The sequence below is a fragment of the Bradyrhizobium sp. RDI18 genome (genome assembly GCF_043203335.1).
In the GTDB taxonomy this organism is placed as follows: Bacteria; Pseudomonadota; Alphaproteobacteria; order Rhizobiales; family Xanthobacteraceae; genus Bradyrhizobium; species Bradyrhizobium retamae.
On the sequence record NZ_JBICRN010000006.1, the window covers coordinates 332925 to 350589 of the forward strand.

Annotated in this window: 14 protein-coding genes; 10 read left to right on the top strand and 4 right to left on the bottom strand. The window is 60.8% G+C overall.

The features are described from left to right. The first annotated feature begins 56 nt into the window (after positions 1-56). From ACFXS9_RS02470 to ACFXS9_RS02485, 4 genes are all read left to right on the top strand, one after another. Positions 57-1340 carry a cystathionine gamma-synthase family protein gene (locus ACFXS9_RS02470; RefSeq protein ID WP_392684748.1) on the top strand — a complete coding sequence of 428 codons (1284 nt, stop codon included), beginning with the start codon at positions 57-59 and terminating at the stop codon, positions 1338-1340. A gap of 99 nt (positions 1341-1439) precedes the next feature. Then, the gene (locus tag ACFXS9_RS02475; protein WP_392684751.1) at positions 1440-2528 is read left to right on the top strand and encodes a mandelate racemase/muconate lactonizing enzyme family protein; all 1089 of its coding nucleotides are present in this window, start codon (positions 1440-1442) and stop codon (positions 2526-2528) included. A gap of 422 nt (positions 2529-2950) precedes the next feature. Continuing rightward, the gene (locus tag ACFXS9_RS02480) at positions 2951-3403 is read left to right on the top strand and encodes a (2Fe-2S)-binding protein (protein ID WP_392684754.1); all 453 of its coding nucleotides are present in this window, start codon (positions 2951-2953) and stop codon (positions 3401-3403) included. 2 nt (positions 3404-3405) lie between these two features. Beyond that, positions 3406-5724 (top strand): molybdopterin cofactor-binding domain-containing protein, encoded by a 2319-nt coding sequence (locus tag ACFXS9_RS02485; protein ID WP_392684757.1) that lies wholly within the window; start codon positions 3406-3408, stop codon positions 5722-5724. Between the two features lie 101 nt (positions 5725-5825). On the opposite strand, the gene ACFXS9_RS02490 is transcribed toward ACFXS9_RS02485, so the two are convergent. Beyond that, positions 5826-7553: a methanol/ethanol family PQQ-dependent dehydrogenase gene (locus tag ACFXS9_RS02490; RefSeq protein ID WP_392684760.1), complete on the bottom strand. Its 1728-nt coding sequence runs from the start codon at positions 7551-7553 to the stop codon at positions 5826-5828. 67 nt (positions 7554-7620) lie between these two features. Further along, on the bottom strand, positions 7621-8508 hold the full coding sequence (locus ACFXS9_RS02495) for a ubiquinol-cytochrome c reductase iron-sulfur subunit (protein WP_392684763.1): 888 nt from the start codon (positions 8506-8508) through the stop codon (positions 7621-7623). A 96-nt stretch (positions 8509-8604) separates the two neighbouring features. Here ACFXS9_RS02495 and ACFXS9_RS02500 point away from each other — a divergent pair, with 96 nt between their 5' ends. Beyond that, positions 8605-9915, top strand: coding sequence for an ABC transporter substrate-binding protein (locus ACFXS9_RS02500; RefSeq protein WP_392684765.1), 1311 nt, complete (start codon positions 8605-8607; stop codon positions 9913-9915). A 130-nt stretch (positions 9916-10045) separates the two neighbouring features. Here the strand turns inward: ACFXS9_RS02500 and ACFXS9_RS02505 are convergent, their stop codons facing one another. After that, on the bottom strand, positions 10046-11215 hold the full coding sequence (locus tag ACFXS9_RS02505) for a Gfo/Idh/MocA family protein (RefSeq protein WP_392684768.1): 1170 nt from the start codon (positions 11213-11215) through the stop codon (positions 10046-10048). A gap of 183 nt (positions 11216-11398) precedes the next feature. Then, on the bottom strand, positions 11399-11821 hold the full coding sequence (locus ACFXS9_RS02510; RefSeq protein ID WP_392684771.1) for a DUF6766 family protein: 423 nt from the start codon (positions 11819-11821) through the stop codon (positions 11399-11401). Between the two features lie 189 nt (positions 11822-12010). Between ACFXS9_RS02510 and ACFXS9_RS02515 the strand changes: the two genes are divergently transcribed. The 5 genes from ACFXS9_RS02515 to ACFXS9_RS02535 are packed head-to-tail and all read left to right on the top strand — an operon-like array spanning position 12011 to position 17665. After that, positions 12011-12664: a cytochrome c oxidase assembly protein gene (locus ACFXS9_RS02515; RefSeq protein ID WP_392684774.1), complete on the top strand. Its 654-nt coding sequence runs from the start codon at positions 12011-12013 to the stop codon at positions 12662-12664. A gap of 2 nt (positions 12665-12666) precedes the next feature. After that, positions 12667-13794: a c-type cytochrome gene (locus ACFXS9_RS02520; protein WP_392684777.1), complete on the top strand. Its 1128-nt coding sequence runs from the start codon at positions 12667-12669 to the stop codon at positions 13792-13794. A 38-nt stretch (positions 13795-13832) separates the two neighbouring features. Continuing rightward, positions 13833-14795, top strand: a complete 963-nt coding sequence (gene coxB / locus ACFXS9_RS02525) for a cytochrome c oxidase subunit II (RefSeq protein WP_392684780.1) — start codon at positions 13833-13835, stop codon at positions 14793-14795. Further along, positions 14796-17318, top strand: coding sequence for a cytochrome c oxidase subunit I (ctaD, locus tag ACFXS9_RS02530; RefSeq protein WP_392684783.1), 2523 nt, complete (start codon positions 14796-14798; stop codon positions 17316-17318). It begins immediately after the preceding gene. Further along, the gene (locus tag ACFXS9_RS02535; protein WP_392684786.1) at positions 17315-17665 is read left to right on the top strand and encodes a hypothetical protein; all 351 of its coding nucleotides are present in this window, start codon (positions 17315-17317) and stop codon (positions 17663-17665) included. The genes ctaD and ACFXS9_RS02535 overlap by 4 nt, the downstream gene beginning before the upstream one ends.

Below are 17665 nucleotides of genomic sequence, written 5' to 3' on the forward strand. Positions count from 1 at the left end.
CGATTGCGCACCGCCAACGCAGTGCGACGCTCCGCATCCCGACAGGGAGACAGCCCATGGTGAAACCGTTTCCGTCGAAAACCCACATCGGCAATCACGTGCTGCATCCGGAAACGCTGATGCTGAACTACGGCTACGATCCGCAATTGTCGGAAGGAGCCGTCAAACCACCGGTCTTCCTGACCTCGACCTTCGTCTTCAGGACCGCCGAAGACGGACAGGACTTCTTCGATTACGTTGCGGGCCGCCGCGAGCCGCCCGAGGGGATGGGCGCTGGTCTGGTTTACTCGCGGTTCAATCACCCTAACAGCGAGATCGTCGAGGACAGGTTGTCAGTGTACGAGCGCGCCGAGAATTGCGCGCTGTTCTCTTCGGGCATGGCCGCGATTTCGACCACAATCCTGGCCTTCGTTCGCCCTGGCGACGTCATTCTGCACTCCCAGCCGCTGTATGGCGGGACGGAGACCCTGTTTGCGAAGACGCTTGCGAACCTCTCCATCGGCGCGGTGGGCTTCTCCGACGGCATTGACGAAGCAGCGGTCAGAGCGGCAGCGGGTGACGCCATGCGCAAAGGCCGGCTTGCGATGATTTTCATTGAGACACCGGCTAATCCAACCAATGGCCTGGTCGACATAGCGATGGTCCGCCGGATCGCCGAGATGATCGGCCAAACCCAGGGGAGTACGCCGATCATCGCATGCGATAATACGTTGCTCGGACCTGTGTTTCAAAGACCGATCGAACACGGCGCAGATCTTTCGCTGTACTCGCTGACCAAATATATCGGCGGTCATTCCGACTTGATCGCAGGCGCTGCGCTCGGCTCAAAGGCGCTGATGAAAGACGTCAAAGCCTTGCGCGGCGCGATTGGCACCCAGTTGGACCCCCATTCCTGCTGGATGATCAGCCGGTCACTTGAAACATTGGGCATCCGCATGGAGAAGGCTGACGCGAACGCGCGCCTCGTCGCAGATTACCTGCGCGACCACCCAAAGGTGGCAAAGGTCCATTACCTCGGTCACCACGACGAAGCATCCCCCGGCGGCCGCCTGTTTGCGAGGCAATGCACTGGTGCAGGCTCCACATTCTCCTTCGACATCGTCGGCGGCCAGGCCGCCGCATTCAAATTCCTGAACGCGCTGCAGATCTTCAAGCTGGCGGTGAGTCTGGGCGGCACCGAGTCGCTTGCCAGCCTGCCTGCAAGTATGACCCACTCCGGCGTTCCGGCTGACATCCGCCAAAAAATAGGCGTTCTCGATTGCACGATCCGGCTGTCGATCGGCATCGAGCACCCATCCGATCTGATCGCTGATATCGCGCAGGCCTTGAACGCGACTTAGCAGCACGTTGGGAGGTGGTTCCCGCCTGAGGGCGCAGCAAGCAATTGCTCTCCCGACCAGATCGATTTAGCGTGCAATGAAAGACCGGGTGGAAACACAATGGCGCGTATCAAGACAACCGAGGCCGGACTCTACCGGATCCCCCTGCCCGTTACTCTCTCCGACAGCACGCACGGCGAACTCAAAGCCTTCGAACTGGTGACATGCCGTGTCCGCGATTCCGACGGGGCCGAAGGTGTCGGCTATACATACACCGTCGGTCGCAATGGCGGCGCGATTGCCGACATCCTCAAGCGGGAGATCCCCGAACTGATCGAGGGCCGCGAGGCCGATGACACCGAAGCCATCTGGCATCACGTCTGGTGGAGCCTGCATTACGGCGGGCGCGGCGGACCGCCGGTGCTTGCGCTCTCGGCGCTCGACATCGCCCTGTGGGACCTGAAGTCGCGTCGCGCCAACCTGCCGCTGTTTCGCATGTTAGGCGGCTTCGACGCCCGCGTGCCCTGCTACGCCGGCGGCATCGACCTCGATTTGTTGATCGAGCAGCTTTTGAAGCAAACCGACGACAATCTCGCCAAGGGCTTTCGCGCCATCAAGATGAAGGTGGGTCGCCCCGATCTCGCATCCGACGTCGCACGCGTGCAAGCGATGCGCCAACATCTTGGCAACGGCTTTCCGCTGATGGCGGATGCCAACATGAAATGGACGGTCGAGGAAGCCATCCGCGCGGCACGCGCGCTGCAACCATACGATCTCACCTGGCTCGAAGAGCCGATCATTCCCGACGATATTGCCGGTCACGCCCGCATCATGGCTGCCGGCGGCGTTCCGATCGCGGCCGGCGAAAACCTGCACACGCTCTGGGAGTTCAAGAACTATATCGCGGCCGGCGCGGTGTCCTATCCGGAGCCCGACGTCACCAATTGCGGCGGGGTTACGGCTTTCATGAAGATCGCCCGGCTGGCGGAAGCGTTCAATCTGCCAGTGACCAGCCACGGCGCACATGACGTCACGGTACATTTGCTCGCGGCGTGTCCGAACCGCTCCTATCTCGAAGCGCACGGATTTGGGCTCGATAGTTACATCGAGCACCCCCTTGTCCTCCAGGAAGGCATGGCATTGGCTCCGACGCGGCCCGGCCATGGAATCGCATTCGACTGGAAAGGGTTGGCGCAGCTCGCAACGTAACGGGACAGGTAGTCCGCGACGCATCGCACCGGTCTGCCCTGAAATTCCTGGCAAAGTGGCGTCTGCATAAGGATGGCAGGAAAAATTGGCAGTCTGCAAGGGGCGGCCCCGCTTTCGTCCAAAATAGAGTGCAAAGACAACACGTTGTGAATTCGATCCGGCGCGCTTCCTGATAGCGTCCGCTAGGCGCCCGTCTCCCGCCGCGCCGTCCTGTAAACACGATGAATGTTTAAGCAGGAGGATGGCCGCACACGGAAAATTCAAAGCAAATCGTACGATTCAGCCAGGGATTGCCGAGCAAGGTCGGCTCTGGGACCGCCATTGCGATTAAACTCGTCAAGCAACGGCGTTGAGCGGTTAGGAAAAATGTTCTCGCTCACGTCGAAGAAACATCAGCAGCTTATGAAGAGCGAGGAACGATCATGATCAAGGTGAAGATCAATAGCCAGGAGCATAGCTGGGACGGCGACCCTGACCTCCCATTACTCTGGTTTCTGCGCGATGAGGCCGGCTTGACGGGCACGAAATACGGGTGCGGCCAGGCGCTGTGCGGTGCCTGCACGGTTATCGTCGACAAGCAGGCCGTCCGCGCCTGCATCACCTCGGTTTCCGACGTGGTCGGCCGCGAGGTCACCACGATCGAAGGCCTGCATCCCACCGGCGATCACGCGGTCCAGAAGGCCTGGCGTCAATTGAACGTTCCGCAATGCGGCTTTTGCCAGGTCGGCCAGATCATGCAGGCCGCGGCGCTGTTGATCGAAAATCCCAAACCCACCCACGACCAGATACGCGAAGCGATGGCCGGTAACATCTGCCGCTGCGGCTGCTACCAGCGCATCGAAAACGCGGTCCACCTCGCATCGACGGGGGTCTGATCATGAACGTCCTGACCAATCCCAAAAAACTCCGTGGCTTTGAGCGCTATGTCAAAGTCGACAACGTCTCACGCCGAAGCATCCTGAAGGGCCTTGGCCTTGCCGGCGGCTTTGTGCTGGCCGCGCCCGTGATGTCGCGGCCCGGCTTCGCCGCATACAAGACCGGTGCGGGCGAGATGCCACACGGTACCGTGGTCGATCCGCGCGTGTTCGTCTCGATCGCGCCGGACGGCATTGTCACCATCGTCGCGCACCGCGCCGAGATGGGGACCGGCGTCCGCACCAGCCTGCCGATGATCGTTGCCGAAGAGATGGAAGCGGACTGGTCGCGCGTTCGCATCCAGCAGGCCCCTGGCGACGAGGCCAAATTCGGCAACCAGGACACCGACGGATCGCGCAGCACACGGCACTATTTGATGCCGATGCGTCAGATCGGCGCTTCTGCCCGCACGATGCTCGAGACTGCAGCGGCTAAACGCTGGGGCGTGGCGGCAACCGAAGTGAAGGCGGTCAACCACGAGGTCGTCCATAGCGCCAGCGGCCGCCGCATTGGCTTCGGCGAGTTGGCAGCCGATGCCGCCAAGCAATCGGTCCCGAGTGTCGAAGGCTTGAAGCTGAAGGACCCGAAGGATTTCCGCTATCTGGGCAAAGGCCAGATCAGCATGGTCGATCTGCGCGACATCACTGTGGGCACTGCGCGCTACGGCGCGGACGTCCGCCTGCCGGGGATGAAATACGCCGTCATCGCCCGGCCGCCGGTGACTGGCGGCAAGGTCGTGTCGTTTGACGGCGCGGAGGCGATGAAAGTCTCCGGCGTTGAGAAGGTCATGGAAGTCAAGGGCTGGCCGTGGCCGTCAAAATTCCAGCCGCTCGGCGGCGTCGCCGTGATCGCACGCAACACCGGCGCGGCGATCAAGGGCCGCGACGCGCTCAAGATCGTCTGGGACGACGGAGCCAACGGCAAATACGACTCGGCGAGCTACCGGACCCAGCTCGAGGAAGCCGCACGCAAGCCCGGCCTGGTGGTACGCAAGGAGGGTGACGTTGAGGCCGCCTTGAAGGGCGCCGACAAGGTGATCGTCGGCGAGTATTATCTGCCGCATCTCGCCCATGTCGCCATGGAGCCGCCGGTTGCAGTCGCTGATGTCAAGGGCGACAAAGCGGAGATCTGGGGGCCGGTGCAAAGCGCGGGCGGAACGCGCGAGGACGTCGCCAAAACGCTTGGCATCCCCCAGGAGAACGTCACCGTCAACGTTACCCTGCTCGGCGGCGGCTTCGGACGCAAGTCGAAGTGCGATTTCGCCATCGAAGCAGCCCTGCTTTCAAAGGAGCTCGGCGCCCCCGTAAAAGTGCAATGGACCCGGGAAGACGACGTTCGCAACGGCTTCCTGCACACCGTCTCGGTCGAACGTATCGAGGCCGGCCTCGACAAGAGCGGCAAGGTCACGGCGTGGCGGCATCGCAGCGTCGCGCCGAGCATCGCCTCGACCTTTGCCGCGGGTGCCGTGCATCAGGCGCCGTTCGAACTCGGCATGGGGCTGGTCGACATGCCCTTCGAAATCGCCAACGTCCAGTGCGAGAATCCGGAAGCGGCGGCGCACACCCGCATCGGCTGGTTCCGCGCCGTTTCGAACCTGCCGCGGGCCTTCGCGGTGCAGTCCATGGTCGGTGAAATCGCCCATGCCACCGGCCGCGATCAAAAGACCACATTGCTCGAACTGATCGGCTCGCCACGAATCGTCAAGCTCGATTCCGTGAAGGATCTCTGGAACTATGGCGAGCCCTATGACAGCTATCCGATCGACACCGCGCGGCTTCGCAAGGTCGTCGAACTGGTCGCAGACAAGGGTGGCTGGGGGCGAACCGTCTCCAAGGGACACGGGCTCGGCATTGCCGCGCACCGTAGCTTCGTCAGCTATATCGCGACGATTGTCGAGGTCGCCATTGACGACAAGGGCAAGCTCACGGTGCCACGGGTCGATACCGCGATCGATTGCGGAACCTACGTCAATCCGGAGCGGATCCAGTCGCAGATCGAAGGAGCCGCGATCATGGGCATGAGCCTCGCCAAACATGGCGCGATTACCTTCAAGGACGGCAAGGTGCAGCAGGGTAACTTCGACGACTTCCCGGTGCTCCGGCTCGATGAATCCCCCGGCGTGACGAACGTCTACATCGTACCTCCCGGTCCCGACACGCCACCGAGCGGCGTCGGCGAGCCGGGCGTGCCACCGTTTGCGCCGGCGCTCATCAACGCGATCTTCGCTGCGACCGGCAAGCGCATCCGCGCGCTGCCGATCGGCAAGCAATTGGAGGCATAAGGGGAACGCTGGGCCGCACCGGCCAGAACAAGGGCGGCGAACGTTCGTTCGCCGCCCTTTCTCATCTCTGGTCGATACCTAGCAAGCCTGATGTCTGCCGATCACTTCTTGACGGCGAACACCCAGACGACGCCGCCCTGCGGCACGTTGTTCTCGACGCCGACATTATTCTGGGTCGCCAAAGCATCCTGGATGCGTTGCGCGTCAACGCCCCACCCGGACTGCACCGCGATATACTGCGTGCCATCCACTTCGTACGCGACCGGCATGCCCACGATGCCGGAGTTGGTCTTTTGCTCCCAGAGCAATTCGCCGGTCTTGGCGTGAAAGGCGCGGAACATCCGGTCATTGGTGCCACCAACCAGGACCAGATCGCCGGCGGTCACCGTCACCGAGCCGAACAGGTGCGATTTGGGGAAATTATGCGACCAGACCTTCTTTCCCGTCGCGGGGTCCCACGCCTGCAACTCGCCAAAATGCGTGGCACCCGGGCGAACCTTCAGACCGATATCTTCAGCCTTGGTCCCGAGCCAGAGCTGACCCGGCACCAACGGCAGCTTTTCGCCGGTGAAGCCGCCGCAGAAATTCTCGTTGGCGGGAACGTAGACCAAGCGGGTATTCTGGCTATAGGCCGCCGACGGCCAATCCTTGCCGCCCCACAATGATGGACAGAATTCGACCCGCTTGCCAATGCCGGGCTTATGAGCGGGATCGACGATCGGCTTGCCGCTCGGCTCGATGCCCTTCCAGACGTCGGTATAAACGAATGGCCAGCCTGCCACGTATTTGATGCCCTCCGGCTTGCGCTCGAGCACCCAGAAGATCGCGTTGCGTCCCGGATGGATAAGGCTCTTGATGGTGCGGCCGTCCCTTTGCAGATCGACCAGCATCGGCGCGTCCACCTCATCCCAGTCCCAGGAATCGTTTTGATGGTACTGGAAGTATGATTTGATCTTTCCGTTGTCCGGGTCGAGCGCGAGCACCGAGGTCGCGTAGAGATTGTCGCCGGGATGTGTTTCACCAGGCCAAGGGGCGGCATTGCCCGTGCCCCAATAGATTGTCCGGGTCTCGACATCGTAATTGCCAGTCATCCAGGCAGGCGCACCACCCGATTTCCAGTCGTCACCGCTCCATGTTTCGTGGCCCGGCTCGCCCGGCCCCGGTATGGTGAAGGTCCGCCACAGCTCCTTGCCGGTATCGGCGTCGTACGCGACGACATAGCCGCGAATGCCGAACTCACCGCCCGAGCCGCCGACGATAACCTTGCCGTCGACCACCAGGGGCATCAGGGTCAGGTATTGACCCTTCTTGTAGTCCTGAACCTTGGTATCCCAGAGCACCTTGCCGGTCTTCGCGTCGAGGGCCATCACATGATCATCCGTTGTGGCCAGATACAGCTTGTCCTGCCACAAGCCTACGCCGCGGTTGGTTGGATGCAGTTGAAAGAGATCGTCGGGGAGCTGCCGTTTGTATCGCCAGTACTCATCACCCGTCTTGGCGTCGAGGGCGATCACCTGACCCATCGGGGTCGTGATGAACATGACACCATTATTGACGATCGGAGGCGACTGGTGCCCCTCCACCACGCCGGTCGAGAAAGTCCACACCGGCACCAGGTTTTTGACATTCGAGGTGTTGATCTGGTCGAGCGGGCTATATCCCTGCCCGTCGTAGGTCCGCCGATAGAGCATCCAGTTGCCAGGTTCCGGGTTTTTGAGGCGATCGGCGGTCACCGGACTGTACTTCTCGATCGGGCCTGCACCGGCGGCGATTGAGAACAGGCATGTTGACGCGAACAAGCTCGGCAACAGCCATTGCTTCATGGTCATAGACGCTACCTCCCTGTTTGTTTTTCTTTATCTCTTTTCAGTTGTGCGCATCTGATGCAGGCCGCCGTCACCCTCCTTGCTGTGCTCCTGCCTTTCCAACGAATGTTCCAGCCACCGTGAGCGAGCCGTCTGCGACCGCCAAGGGAAGTGCTGCGAGGCGCCGCGGCGCCGGACCGAACACCACTTGCGCGCTTTGTCGGGGATCGAACTCGGAATTATGGCAAACGCATTTAAGGACGTCCTTTTCGCCCTGCGCTGCCTTTCCCCAAGCCGTGATCGGGCACCCGGCGTGGGAACAAATTGCCGAATAGCCAACGATGCCGTCAGCCGACCGCGGGCGCGTGCTGTCATCAAGTTCGGCTGGATCAAGCTTTACGACCACCACCTCATTCAACCGCGAGCCTTTGCGGACCACTGAGGTTTTGGGATCCTTCGGCCAAGCGCGCACGGCTGGTCCGCCGGGTGTTAGATCCTGCGGCTTGATCACTTCGCCCGCGTGGTCCCCTTCGGCGAACACCAGGACGTCGGCTTTTTGAGGTCGCAGGTCGCTGCCAGGGGCGTCCTCCTCGGCAGCGGCCGATCGAGGCGCCGATGCGTGCACCGCAGTTGCGAGGGCGGTCAGGATGATTGTGCGCCGAGTCTGATCTGAAGGCGATGACATTTTCGTCTCGCTTTCTGCACTGATGCCATGGAGTGATGGCGGATGCGCGATGATTTGACAAACTGAAAGGCTGAACTCGGCCAAATAGAGGCAGCGGACAAATTTTGTTAGTGCGGCCTTTGTTTTCAACACCACTCGGTTTGTAATCGTGAACGCAACCTCGCGTTCGGTATCGGTCCCTTCAATACGGGGCGTCAGCCTGGTGGTCTCATGGGAGTCGCTGGACTTCTGAGCCCTGCCTCGCGCCCGCCCGACCACACGTTTGCGCTGCCACAAGCGGCCCATGACGAGCATGCGCGCAGGTTGACTTCTCGCCGTATTCTCCAAATACTTGACTGAAAACCGGAAGAACCAGTCCCGGCGATAATAATAATTCAGTGGGAGGAGACGATGCCGACTTCACGCAGAACACTGCTGAAGACTTCTGCGGCGGCCGCCGCTGCATTCAGCTTCGATTGGACCCGCGCGCAGGCACAAGCCGAGACAGTGCGCATCGGCTTGATCTACGACTTGACCGGTCCCTTTGCCGCGGGCGGGTCGGTCGCCTCCTCGACCGGCGCGCAGATTGCCATCGATCTCGTCAACGAAAAAGGCGGCATCGGCGGCAAGTACAAGGTTGTCCCCGTCGCTGCCGATTCCCAGAGCAAGCCGGATGTGGCGATCAATGAGGCCAATCGCCTGATCGACCAGGAGAAGATCGACATCATCAACGGTGTCTATGCGAGTTCGCACGCGGTCCCGCTCTCAGCCAAGGTCGAACAGCAGAAAAAGATTCTCTGGATCACGACTGCGGTTTCGACCGCCGTGTTCAAGGACAAGAACCTGCAATACGTCTTCCGCGCACAGATTCATTCCGACCAGTATGGCCAGGCCTTTGCGAGCTTCATCAGCGAGCACGCTAAAGCCAAGCTCGGCATGGAGCCCAAAGACGTCAAGGTCGCGCTGATTCATGAGGATGGCCCTTACGGGGTCGGCGTTGCCGTGGCCGACGAAGCCTATGCGAAGGAGGCCGGCCTGCAAGTCGTGCTCAAGGAAGGCTATTCTGCATCCGCCCCCGACCTCTCGGTGCTGGTGACCAAGATCAAGCGCGCCAGGGCTGATGTGATTTCCCATGCCGGATACAATCCGGACATCACTCTGTTCCTGCGCCAAGCGCGCGAGAACGGCCTCAAGTTCAAGATGCTGTTCGGCGCCGGTGCAGGCTACAGCCAGCTCGACAAGTTGCGCGCGACCTTCGGCGCGGACATCGACAATTTCTGCAACATCGATCCGGTGCCGGCCCAATTGCTCGATCCCGCGAAACTCGCGCCCGGGATCGGCGATCTCACCAAGGTCATGGTCGCGCGCTACAAGGAAAAAACCAGCGCGACCGACGTTCCGCCGCATTGCTCGATGGGTTTCAACCAGACCTGGATCCTGCTCAACAACGTGCTGCCCGTCGCAAAGGAGAAATATGGCGGCTTCGATCCCGAAGCGGTTCGCAAGGCGGCGCTCGACGTGGACATCCCGCCGGGCGGCACTATCCAGGGCTACGGCGTGAAATTCTATCGGCCCGGCACGCCGCTTTCCGGCCAGAACGAGCGCTCGACCCCGGTCGTGATGCAAAATGCCGGCGAGCATATCTCGGTGGTCTGGCCCACCAGTATCAGGACGCGGGATCCAGTGTTCCCGCTGCCGAAGTCATCGGTCTACGCGGCGTAAGTCTCACCTCTCCCGCTTGCGAACATTGCGACTCGCGGCGGCACCCCCACCCCAACCCTCCCCCGCGAAGGGCGGGAGAGGGAGCGCAGTTCGTTTGCGGCTATAGTATTCGACCTCATCTCGTCACGGCTCACAGCGTGACGCGCCGTCCTTCCTCAGCCGCCCAATAGCCGGCGTAGTTGACTTTGATCGTCTCGAAGGCCAGCGCCAGATCGGAGAGCGGTTGCCGGCCGCTGGCGACGCACTCCATGAAGTCCTGGATTTCCTGCGTATAGCCGCGCGTCCATTCCTCCTCGAGGCAGACATATTGCCAGCCGGTCTTGCGGTCGACCTTTTCAGTGATGTAGATGCCGGCGAGCTTCTCCTCGCTGGTCTGGTAGCTCATCATGTGGGTGTTCGGTGTGATGTTGGCGAACAGCGAGCCGCCGCTGGTATAGGTCTCGATCAGGTTGCGGACGCCACCCATGATCATGTCGCCGGAAAACACCGTCGCCTTGGTGCCGTCGGAGAAGGTTACCGTGAGCATGCCCCAATCCTCGACGTCGACCGGATTGGCCTTGATGTAGGTCCGCTCCTCCGGTTTGAGGATAGCCGTGACGTTACCGACGTCACACGTCACGCTCGCAACGCCGATCGTCTCGCCGCGAGCCTTCGCCTCAACCTGCTTGAGATAAAGCACCGCCGAGAGCGGATGGCATCCCATCCGGATCAGCGAGCCACCGCCGGTCATCGCCCATTGCGCGGCGTGCGCCGCGTGCGAGCCGGAGTGGCTCTCCTCCCCCTTCATGAACAGGATTTTGTCTTTCGTGGCCTTGAGGATCTCGGCGGTCTTGGTCACCGCCGGCGCGTAAATCCAGTCCTCCGCATACATGAAAAGCTTGCCGGTCCTGTTGATCGCCGCGCGGGTCTCCGCCATTTCGTCCAGCACGCGCTCATACATTAGTGCCCTCGGCACGTGCTTGCCGATCGGCGCCTTGTCGCCATTCCGGCCGAAATAGCCGGCGAACGGCTTTTCGCAGATAACGTGCTTGCCGGCCTGCATCGCATCGACAATCATTGAAGTGTGCAAGTTGGGCGGCGTGCAGATGTCGATCACATCGATCTCGCTGTCGGCGATCAGATCGCCAAAGCTGCGGTACACCGCCGGGATATCGTGACGATTGGCAAACTCGAGGACATAACTGCCCCTCGCTGCAACAGCCCTGACCTCGACATCCACACCATAAACGCGCCGATAGGCATGCATGTGCAGCTCGGACACGAAGCCGCAGCCGGCCAGACCGATCCTGATTTTCGCCATTGCAGATAAATCCCAGGTTGTCGTTGATCGGGATCGTACAACAAGGAATCAGGGCACGTCACTCTCGCCGAGAGCGATGCCGCTCACATGAGCCGAGCCCGCGGCTGACCTGATAGGCTCACGGACATCATACCGCTATGCGAGCTCGACATGCACCAGACGTGCGGCCGCCCGACGGTGGGCTCAGCTATGTAGACGCTCCAGCTTCCGTACAAAGCCGGAGTCCGTATGACGCCCTTCATACTCGTCATCGATTTCCTTCAGGAGGGTGTCGCCCTTCTTCGGCTCCACAGCAAGCAATATAGCGTCGATCTTGGCCTCTATCCGGTCCTCGCCCTCCTTGGATTGCGGCGAGCCGACGTGCAATAGAATGGCCAGACCTGCAACCTGCCAAAGCAACTGCAAAAACTCAGATTGCCAGTTCTCCAGCATGTCACGCATCATCTGCATGGTGTAGTCGCTGACTTCAACTGGCTGCTTGAGCGCAAGCTGCTCGTTCGCGTAGGCATACCAACCGAATATCCAGTGACCGGTCAGCGTGATCAGAAATAAAGCCCCGGTGACCCAGGCGAACCCGTACCGCGTCCAGATCGATCTCCGAGCCATATCATGCTCCTGCTTCGCGTTTGCGAGCCATGAACGCCGCATCCTTCAATGCCGTTTTGTTCCGTAAGTTCCTTTAGGTGCGCTGCTGCTGCGCCAAGCGGTGCCGCGCGAGGGGGAACATCTTTGGGAACTTGGACTTGATGTTTTGATGCCTGTTGAGGGCGATAAGCCAGACCGTTGAACGTCCGGATGACCAGTCCCGCCATTGCGAGCGCTACTGCCGTTCTCTTGACTGGGGCGGCGGTGCTTTTGGTTTACGATCTTGGTCATTTCTCGACCCATATGGTGCTGCATATCACGTCGATGAATATCATCGCGCCCTCGGTCGCCGCGTTGATCGTTACCCGCCGGCACATCGGCGGCACCCGACCGTTCTGGCTCTGGACCGCGACTTTCGCCCAGATTGTTCTGCTCGGGACGTGGCATTCCCCCGCGGTCCATCACCTTCTCCTCCAGTCTCCGGCAGCTGGTTTGACTTTCCACGCAGCTCTATTGCTAGCTGCGCTCTTCTTCTGGTTGTCCCTGCTGACAACGTCCGCCGCGCCGCGGTGGCAGACAATTCCGGCGCTTCTGCTTACTGGAAAGCTGACATGTCTGCCTGCGGCGCTGCTCATCTTCGCGCCGAGAACACTCTATGGGTTCGCGGACCATTTTGCTGGCGCTGCTGAACATTTCTCATCGCATCACGCGCTGGAGGATCAACATCTAGCCGGCCTGCTCATGATCACAGCTTGTCCACTCAGCTATCTGGTCGCGGCCGTGATCATCACCGTGCAGTTAATAACACGCGCGGAAATATCGGCGGCTCCCATGCCGGACGGCAGGCTCACCATCGGCCGCTAGCGATGCCCCTTGTTTCACGCCCACGCCTGATACGAACCATCCGTTTCATTCTCTATGGCATGATCGCAATCGTGCTCGGCGGCTTTCTCTTCGCATGGTCCGGTCTTTACAGCGTTGCGGCAAGTCGAGGCCACTTCGCGCTGACCAATGCCATTCTTACATTCGGAATGCGTAATTCCGTAACGACCCACGCGCTTGGCATCGAGGCCCCGCAAACCTACAGCGACGATCTCTCGGCACTCGGCGCCGCTCATTTCCACAATGGATGCGCTTATTGCCACGGCGCACCAGGCGTTCCGATCGATCCGATCGCGCAAAGCATGTTGCCTCCTCCACCTGACCTTTCGAAGGCGGTGCGGGATTGGCGCGATCGGGAGCTGTTCTGGATTGTCAAACATGGCATCAAATACACCGGCATGCCGGCCTGGGTCGCGGCACAGCGTGACGACGAGGTATGGGCAATAGTCGCCTTCCTCAGGCAACTTCCCGCCCTTGATGCGGCAGGCTATCGCGAATTGGCGCTTGGCGGCTTATCAATTCGACCGCAGATTGGAAGAGAGATCGCCACCACTGAGGATACGTCGGGGGCGATGAGCGCCTGCGCGCGTTGTCATGGTGCGGACGGCCGCGGACCGAAGAGCCAACTGGTGCCGGTGCTGCACGGCCAGCCCGCCGAGTTTCTGATTGCGGCGCTGGAAGACTTCGCCGCAGGCCGCCGTGCGAGCGGCATCATGCAGCCGGTGGCGAGCGGACTGTCCCCCGCCGAACGCGAGCGGGTAGCACGCTATTACGCGGGACTTGCGCGGCCGGGCGCGCCGAACCGATTGGAGAACGCTGCGGCCGTCGAGCGTGGCCGCGAACTCGCGACGCGGGGGGATCCGAATGCAAAAATCCCCGCATGCATGGATTGTCACAGCACGTCAGCGCTCAACGTCTATCCGCGTCTCTCGGAACAGCATGCCACCTACATCGTCAACAGGCTGCGGAATTGGAGGAAGGGAGTCACATCCTCCTCAGCAACCGATCCGATCATGGCGCCTATCGCGCGGTCTCTAAACGAGCAGCAGATCGACGATGTCGCGGCCTATTTTGCGTCGATAAGCGCGTCAGCTTCGAAAGAGAATAAATGATACGGGCTCGACCATTCTGGTACCTGCTCGGCGCCTCGATGCTTCTCGGCGGCTGTACCAGCGATGTTCAATCGGTGATGAATCCGAGCAGTCTCCAGGCAGTGCAGATTGCGGAAGTAGCCTGGTTTCTGTTCGGGTTCGGGACATTCGTGCTCGTCCTCGTGATCGTGACGTTAATGCTCGCCATCCGCGGGCCATTGCGAATACGCCAAGCGCTGGCGCGAGAGAGCACCGTGATCTGGCTCGGCATCGCATTTCCTGCCGTGACGCTGACGGTGCTTCTGGTCTACGGCGTTTGGGTGATGCGTTCGCACCTCAACCTGCCCCACGGTGGCAGCCCCGTCAGCATCGAGGTGGTCGGAGAGCAATGGTGGTGGCGCGTCACGTACCATGCTCCTGCTGGTTCACGGATTGCCAGCGCCAATGAAATTCGCATTCCGGTTGGATCTCCGGTCACATTGAAACTCAAGGCCGCTGACGTCATTCACAGTTTCTGGGTGCCGAGCGTCGGTGGAAAGGTCGACATGATCCCGGGGCGCACGACCCAATTGCAGCTCACTGTCGATCGCCCAGGAATCTATCGCGGACAATGTGCCGAATATTGCGGCGGGGCCCATGCCCTCATGGCCATGGACGTGATCGCTATGTCTTCATCCGATTATGCGGCCTGGCTCGAGCGCGCGGCGACGGTGCCTGCGACGCCTCAGACCGACATCGGCCTGCACGGAAGATCGATCTTCCTCGCCGCCGGCTGCGGCGCATGTCACACGGTGCGCGGCACCGCCGCCGCAGGCTCGGTCGGTCCGGATCTGACGCACATCGGCGCGAGACGCTCAGTCGGCATCGATACCCTGCCGCTGACCCGCGAAAACCTGATGCGCTTCATTGTCGATGGCCAGCACGTCAAACCCGGAAATTTGATGCCTGAGTTTCGCGTCCTGCAGCCACAGCAACTGGAGGCGCTTGCCTTCTACCTTCTGAGCCTCAAGGCAGCAGACTAGATGGTTGACGCAGCCTCCTACCCAAACACATTACCCCGGCCAAGCGAGGAACTGGCTCAGCTCGAAGCAATATGGGCTTCGCCTAGAGGCTGGCGTATTGCCACCGACGTCAACAACACAGTGATCGGCTTTTTTTATACCGCTACTGCGGTTCTGTTCTTCCTGCTGGCGGGCATTCTCGCACTGCTGATGCGCCTTCAGCTCGCGGTGCCCAGCAATACCTTTCTCAGCCAGGAAGCCTACAATCAGATCTTCACGATGCATGGCACCGTGATGATGTTTCTGTTCGCCGTTCCCGTCGTCGAGGCAATGGGCATACTTTTGCTTCCCCAGATGCTCGGTGCGCGCGACCTGCCTTTTCCGCGACTCGGCGCTTATGCGTTCTGGGCCTATCTGGTCGGCGGGCTGATCTTCTTCAGCACGTTGTTCTTCGACCTCGCGCCATCGGGCGGCTGGTTCATGTATCCGCCGCTGACCAGTTCGCAGTTCTCGCCCGGACCGGGGGCGGACTTCTGGCTCCTGGGTATCGGATTTATCGAGATCTCAGCGATCGCCGGTGCGATAGAAATCATCGTCGGAGTGCTGCGCACCCGGGCACCCGGCATGACCCTCGACCAGATGCCGATGTTTGCGTGGACGATGCTGATCTTCGCCGGCATGATCGTCTTCGCATTCCCGGCCGTGATCCTGGCCACGCTGCTGCTCGAACTGGAACGCGCGTTCGACTGGCCTTTCTTCATCGCCGCGAGGGGCGGCGACGCGTTGCTCTGGCAGCATCTTTTCTGGTTCTTCGGACATCCGGAAGTATACATCATTTTTCTGCCGGCTGCCGGCATGGTGTCGATGATCGTGCCGACCATGTGCGGTACACCACTTGTGGGCTATCGACTTATCGTCGTGGCGCTGATCGCAACCGGCTTTTTCAGCTTCGGCCTGTGGGTCCACCACATGTTCACCACCGGAATTCCGGCGCTGTCGCTTAGTTTCTTTTCGGCCGCCAGTATGGCGGTGGCGCTACCCAGTGGAATTCAGGTTTTTGCGTGGATCGCGACAATCGCGTCAGGCCGCTTACGGTGGACAACGCCGTCCCTGTTCGTGCTGGGCTTCCTCTTGATTTTCAGCCTCGGCGGCCTCACTGGCGTAATGGTAGCCATGGTCCCGTTCGACTGGCAGGCGCACGATACCTATTTCGTTGTCGCGCATTTCCATTACGTACTGGTAGGCGGAATGGTGTTCCCGCTGTTCGCCGCATTCTACTACTGGGCGCCGGCATTCAGCCGTCTCGCACTGTCCGAGCGACTTGGAAAGTGGATCTTCTGGCTGATGTTCGCGGGCTTCAACGTCGCGTTCTTTCCGATGCACCTCACTGGTCTGATGGGGATGCCGCGGCGCGTCTATACCTATCCGGCAGTTATGCAATGGGACGTGTTGAACATGATCTCCACGATCGGCGCCTTTCTGCTCGCCGCCGGCATTGCCATGTTTTTGGTCGACATGATTCGAAGCCTGCGTCCCGCCATGTCGAAAACAGCCGGCAATATTTGGGGAGCAGCAACCCTCGAGTGGCTGCCCAATAATGTCTATGGACTGCGCAGCATTCCGGCCGTAACCAGTGCATACCCGCTGTGGCATCATCCGCAGCTAGCCAGGGAGATCGAAGACGGACGGCATTTCTTGCCCGGCTCGATCACCGGTCTGCGCGAAACCATCGTCACCTCGCCCTTCGATGCGACACCGCAATACCTGCTCCGCCTTCCCGGCCCGGGCTGGACGCCGTTCTTCGCGGCGGTATTCACGGCTGCCTTCTTCATGCTGCTCACCGTCAAGGCGGTGGTACCTGCGCTGATCTGCGGGCTGCTCGGAATTGCGATGACGGTGGTGTGGATGTGGGGTAGCGACTTGAAGCCGCTGCCGCCTGTCGATATCGGAGCGAACCTCAAGCTCCCTACCTATGCAAACGGTTCATTGTCGCATGCCTGGTGGGCCATGATCGTCCTGTTATTGGTCGCCGGCTCGCTTTACCTCTCCTATGTGTTTTCCTACCTCTATTTGTGGACTGTCTCACCGCAGGTTTGGCCGAGGCTTTCAGCGCTGGCGCCGATCGCATACCCTGCCGTATCGGCTTTGCTGCTTGCTTTTGGCAGTGCAACCCTCGAAATCGCCCGACGTGTTTTGCCCGGAAGGTCTCGCGGCAGTGGCGCTTTCGTGGGACTTGCCGGTCTCGCCGCGGCCGCGCTTACAGGCGCGCTGGTGATCGACGTGTTCGCGCAATGGTGGGCCGGGCTACGCCCGGAATCCGATGCGCATGGTGCGATGGTCTATATGGCTGCCTTCCTGCAGGGGCAGCTAGCCCTTGCGGTTCTGGCCATGACGGGATTTGCGATTGCGCGGAGCTTCGCTGGCCGCCTTGATCGAAAACGACGCGTGGTCTTCGACAATCTGGGCCTGCTATATCACTACACCGTCGGCCAAGGCCTGCTGGGGCTTCTCCTCGTGCACGGATTTCCGAGGCTTGCAGGATGAGCGACACTATCAAGCCATCACCTGGCGATCTTCTGCAGGTGCTTGCTCCGCCCCTTATCTGGTTTCTGCATCTGACTACCGTCTACGCCGCCGAAGCGCTGATCTGCATTGGACCAGCGGCCGCAGCGGCGACCATGATGACCTGGACGATCACTCTTGCCACTGCCGCAGCTTTAACCGCCCTCCTCCTGACGGCATGGACGCTCCATCGCGGTAATGCCCGGCACGCCCAGAGCCTCGGCAGCTCTCGGTTCCTGCATGGCGTATCACGCCTCCTGATCCTGCTTTCGCTTCTTGGGATCGCGTGGACGGTTCTGCCGACTATCTTCCTGTCCACTTGCGCATAG